Origin of the sequence: Robiginitalea sp. (assembly GCF_049588695.1) — a bacterium.
GTDB lineage: Bacteria > Bacteroidota > Bacteroidia > Flavobacteriales > Flavobacteriaceae > Robiginitalea.
On the sequence record NZ_JBAVZJ010000323.1, the window covers coordinates 1 to 5,314 of the forward strand.

Below are 5,314 nucleotides of genomic sequence, written 5' to 3' on the forward strand. Positions count from 1 at the left end.
CGTCAATGACCTAAGGGATCATATCGATCTCTTTAAAGTACATATCGAGGGAGAGGCCGAAATGCCCAGCACGTTTTACGCCTATGTGGACCTTAAAACAGACCAGCACGGAAAGGCGGGGGGCATGATGGACACCTATATGATGCTTAGCGATGTACTCGTTCGATATAACGTCACAATGAACGGCCCGCCCATGATCCTGGTTGATCAGTGGGACCGGAAAACCGACAGTCTGGAATACCGCTTTTGTTTCCCTATCATCCGGTCAGACCAATTGCCCCAACATCCGGACATCAAATACAATCGCATTTTTCCGAAAAGGGCGCTGAAAGCCACCTATAATGGAAACTACATTACTTCGGACCGGGCGTGGTATGCGCTTTTAGACTACGCAGAAAGCAACGGGATAGAAGTAGAAGAAACCCCGGTAGAAGTCTTCTTTAACAATCCTCACATGGGTGGTGATGCCCTCAGGTGGAAAGCTGAAGTATATTTGCCCCTCAGGGAGGAAGCCGAGTAATCCCGACGTTTGCAACCGGAAAATACTATAGTTTTTTTATCTTAGGAGATCAGGCACTACGCCTCAAACCTCACCATTACTATGTATTTTATCGGCTACGACCTGGGGAGTTCTTCTTTGAAAACAGCCCTGGTCGATTCTGAAACCGGGGAAACCCTTGCCGTAATTAAAACCCCGGCAGAAGAACTCGGAATAGATGCCCCCCATCCCGGCTGGGCGGAACAAGACCCGGAACTTTGGTGGAAGTGTATTTGCGAGGGAACCCGGGAAGTCCTTTCCAAAACAAGGGTAGCCCCTGGGGCCATTTCCGGAATAGGCATCGCATATCAAATGCACGGACTGGTCACTTTAGATGGTACAGGCCAGTGCGTTCGGCCGGCGATTATCTGGTGCGACAGCCGGGCCGTTTCCATAGGCGAGCAAACCCTGGGGGAATTGGGAGAACCCCAATGTCGGGAACACTTGTTAAATGAGCCGGGAAATTTTACAGCCTCAAAGCTGCGCTGGGTACAGCAGGAAGAACCCGAGGCTTTTAATAAAACCAAAACTTTTCTTTTACCCGGAGATTATATCGCCTATCGACTTAGCGGAAAGGCCCAAACCACGGCAAGCGGACTTTCTGAAGGGATTCTGTGGGACTTCCAAAAGGGACAACCCGCCTATTGGCTTCTCGGGCATTGGGGCATGCCGGACTCCTTGCTGCCGGAAATCGTCCCCACCTTTGGCCATCAGTCAAAAGTGAGTAAATCGGGGGCCCGGGACACCGGCCTGAGCGAAGGGACTCCCATCCTCTACCGGGCCGGAGACCAACCAAATAACGCCTTTACACTGAATGTCCTGGAACCCGGAATAGTTGCCGCTACAGGAGGCACCTCCGGGGTACTCTACGGAATTACGGATTCCCCTAAGGTTGCAGAACTCCGGCGCTTTAACCATTTTTTGCACGTGAACCATGCCCCGGATCGCCTGCGTATCGGACAATTGCTCTGTATCAATGGTGCGGGCAGCTTATACCGCTGGTTAAAGGATCAACTCGATGTTTCGGGCTACGATGAGATGAATACCCTGGCCGAGGCGGTCCCGGTGGGTTCAGACGGCCTGTTGTGTTTTCCTTTTGGAAATGGGGCCGAAAGAATGCTCGATAACAAATCCATCGGGGCGTCTTTTTCCGGCCTTGAATTTAACCGTCACCACAAAGGCCATTTATGCCGTGCCGCTTTAGAAGGTATTGCCTTTGCCTTCCGATACGGAATGGAACTCATGGAAGGCAGCGGACTGCCCTTTAAAACGATTCGCGCCGGCAATGACAACCTCTTTCAATCGGATATCTTTACCACCACCCTGGCAGCCCTGGGCCAGACGACCATTGAGCTGTATGAGGTCACCGGGGCAGTCGGGGCTGCGAGGGCCTGTATGGTCGAACAGCTCGGGCTTGAGGAATATCTAGAACACACGGCCGGAAGGGACTATCTGGCTACAGTCCTGCCAGTAAAGGAAGTAGGAGACTACAGAATAGCCTATTTAAGATGGAAGGATGAACTTCAGAAAAAATAAGAAATATGGTACTACTTGGAGACAGAGAGTATTTTAAGGGAATCGGAAAAATCCCCTATGAGGGAAAGGAATCGGACAATCCCCTTGCCTATAAATATTACGACCCCGAGCGCACCGTGAACGGCATGCCGATGAAGGCCCATTTTAAGTTTGCGGTAGCCTACTGGCATAGCTTCTGCGGTACGGGGGCAGATCCGTTCGGGCCAGGCACCCTCATGCATCCCTGGGATGTTTCAGAGGATCCCCTGACTGCCGCCCGCCAGAAAGCAGACGCCGCTTTTGAGTTTATCACCAAACTGGGGTTTGACTATTTCTGTTTTCACGATTTTGACCTGGTCGCTGAAGCCCCTACGCTCCTGGAGTCGGAAAATCGGCTTGAAAAGATCGTTCATTACCTCAAAGAAAAAATGGAGGCCTCTGGGGTCAGACTCCTATGGGGTACCGCAAATTGTTTCAGCCATCCACGTTATATGAACGGGGCATCGACCAATCCTGACTTCAGGGTTTTGGCCCGGGCCGGGGCACAGATTAAAGGGGCCATGGACGCCACAATAGCACTCGGGGGGGAAAACTATGTCTTCTGGGGAGGTCGGGAAGGGTATATGTCCCTGCTCAATACCCAGGTGGGGAAAGAATTGGATCATATGGGTCGTTTCCTCGGTATGGCCAGGGATTACGCGCGAAGCCAGGGTTTTAAGGGTACGTTTTTTATTGAACCCAAACCTATGGAGCCCATGAAACATCAATACGACTACGATGCGGCCACGGTTATCGGCTTCCTGCATCAATACGGCCTGCAAGACGATTTCAAACTCAACCTGGAAGTGAATCACGCCACCCTGGCCGGTCACAGTATGCAACATGAAATGGAAATCGCCGCAGCCCGGGGGATGCTGGGGAGTATTGATGCAAATCGGGGCGACTACCAAAACGGGTGGGACACCGACCAGTTTCCCAACAACCTCAATGAGGTGACCCTGATGATGCTAACCCTTCTGGAAGCCGGGGGATTACAGGGAGGCGGTATTAATTTCGACGCGAAACTCCGTCGGAATTCCACCGACCCGGAAGACCTCTTTCTCGCGCATATAGGAGGGGCAGACACTTTTGCCAGGGCCCTTCTTATCGCCGACCGTATTTTGCGGGATTCCACCTACCGACAGGTGCGCCGGCAGCGCTATGAATCCTTTGAATCTGGTAAGGGAGCCGCCTTTGAGCAAGGGAAATTAACCCTTCAGGACCTCCATACGATTGCCCTGGAACAGGGGGAAATTCCCCTGCAAAGCGGCAAACAGGAGATGCTGGAAAACCTTATCAATCGGTATATTTAATGGGTTAGAACCCAAAGCATCGGACACCAAAATTCCGGCCGTACAGGTATTTCCACTGTAATACTGCCTACCGGCTACTGGGCAAAATAGATATAGATCAGGACGACAATAGCTACAATCCCAATACCCACCTGCTTCACGTACTTATAAGGGGTGATCTCGACCTGGTTGGTGTACTCCAGTTTAAAGGGAACTGAATTAGGCCAGATTTTCCCGATAACAAGCATCAAAATGATATTGAGGAGAAAGAGTATGGCCATGATATGAAGGTAGTGCGGGTAGGCATCTGCCTGAATCTGCCTGAGGGCGACCTCATCGGTGATCCCACTTTCCGCAGCTGCAGCCAGGGCAGCATCCACCCGGCCCGGCCCAATGACAAACTGACTCAGTATATAGAGGCCGGAGCCCAGAAAGATGGCAATTTTAGCCGCGATAGCCGGAACTCGTTTGGTGAGGTACCCCACCACGATAATCGTGAGGATGGGGATGCTGTAAATGCCATTTACCTCCTGGAGATATTGAAAAATACTTCCGGCGTTTTCGATTACCGGGGCCACAAACATGGCCGCAAGGGCGAGGAAAACACCAAATATCTTACCGTATTTCACCACGGTGCGTTCGGAAGCCTCAGGGTTGATATGTTGCTTGTAGATATCGATACCAAAAAGAGTAACCGAACTGTTCAGTACGCTGTTAAAGGAACTCAGAATAGCTCCGAAGAGCACAGCTGCGAAAAACCCTACCAGGTACTTGGGTAATACCGCCCGTACCAGTTCCGGATACGCCAGGTTGCTGGAAGACAGTCCACCGTCAAAATAGTGATAGGCGATCATTCCCGGAAGTACAAGGATGATGGGGCCGAGAATTTTTACGAAAGCGGCCAGGAGGAGCCCTTTCTGGCCTTCCTGCAGGTTTTTGGCACCCAGGGCACGCTGTATTATTTGCTGATTCGTCCCCCAGTAAAAAAGCTGCACCAACATCATCCCGGTGAAGATGGTAATAAACGGTACTTCCTGCCAGGATTCACCCGTAGAATCAAATCGTTCCGGATTTGCAGCCATAAGGGTTTCAAGACCGTTGATAGCACTACCATCCCCTATAGCCATAAGGCCGAACAAAGGAATTAAGAACCCCCCGATCAAAAGGCCAACTGCATTGATACTATCCGACACCGCTACGGCTTTTAACCCCCCAAAAACAGCGTAGATGGATCCGATAATTCCAATCCCCCAGATACACAGGGTAATGGCTGCCGATTCCGAGACCCCCAGCAAAGTGGGGAAATCAAACATCCCACTGATCGCTACAGATCCCGAGTAGAGGATCACCGGTAACAGCACCACTACATAGCCCGTTAAAAAGAGGGCCGAGGTTATTGTCTTTGTTGTAATGTCGAAGCGTTTGGCCAGGAATTGAGGCACGGTCGTAAGACCGCCTTTCAAGTAGCGGGGCAGAAGAAAAAGGGCGGTAATGACCATGGTTATCGCAGCCAAAGTCTCCCAAGCCATTACGGACAATCCATCCCGGTAGGCACTTCCATTAAGTCCTACAATTTGCTCCGTAGAAAGATTGGTGAGCAGTAAGGAACCTGCAATAACCCCGGCTGTCAGGCTACGCCCACCCAGGAAATACCCGTCTGATGTTTTTTCGTTTGTTGACCTGGTGGCGAAGTAGGAAATAATTCCTACCATGGCTGTAAATCCGACAAAAGACAGAATTCCAATCATAACGGTTTGGTTTGGTTCGTTTGGCGCCTAAATATATCGGATTATTCCCAAAGTAACGAGTCCTTGTAGTTATTCAGACCTCATTATATCGTCGTCAAAGGGATTTGAACGCTCCGGACAGTAATTTTTACTGCGGATTTCATTTTGGTCAGTGTTAAACGTAATTTCGAACACTCATAGTT

General features: G+C 50.7%; 3 protein-coding genes and 1 pseudogene. 3 read left to right on the forward strand and 1 reads right to left on the reverse strand.

What is annotated here, in order from left to right; all coding sequences use genetic code 11:
• From WBV75_RS07870 to xylA, 3 genes and pseudogenes are all read left to right on the forward strand, one after another.
• Positions 1–520: pseudogene (locus WBV75_RS07870) on the forward strand (AraC family transcriptional regulator); the annotation flags it as partial.
• Between the two features lie 81 nt (positions 521–601).
• Positions 602–2,074 carry a xylulokinase gene (locus tag WBV75_RS07875; protein ID WP_424120084.1) on the forward strand — a complete coding sequence of 491 codons (1,473 nt, stop codon included), beginning with the start codon at positions 602–604 and terminating at the stop codon, positions 2,072–2,074.
• 5 nt (positions 2,075–2,079) lie between these two features.
• A complete protein-coding gene (gene xylA / locus WBV75_RS07880) occupies positions 2,080–3,405 on the forward strand; it encodes a xylose isomerase (protein ID WP_424120085.1) in 1,326 nt (441 codons plus the stop codon).
• A 74-nt stretch (positions 3,406–3,479) separates the two neighbouring features.
• Here the strand turns inward: xylA and WBV75_RS07885 are convergent, their stop codons facing one another.
• Positions 3,480–5,132 (reverse strand): solute:sodium symporter family transporter, encoded by a 1,653-nt coding sequence (locus WBV75_RS07885; protein WP_424120086.1) that lies wholly within the window; start codon positions 5,130–5,132, stop codon positions 3,480–3,482.
• Positions 5,133–5,314: the final 182 nt, after the last annotated feature.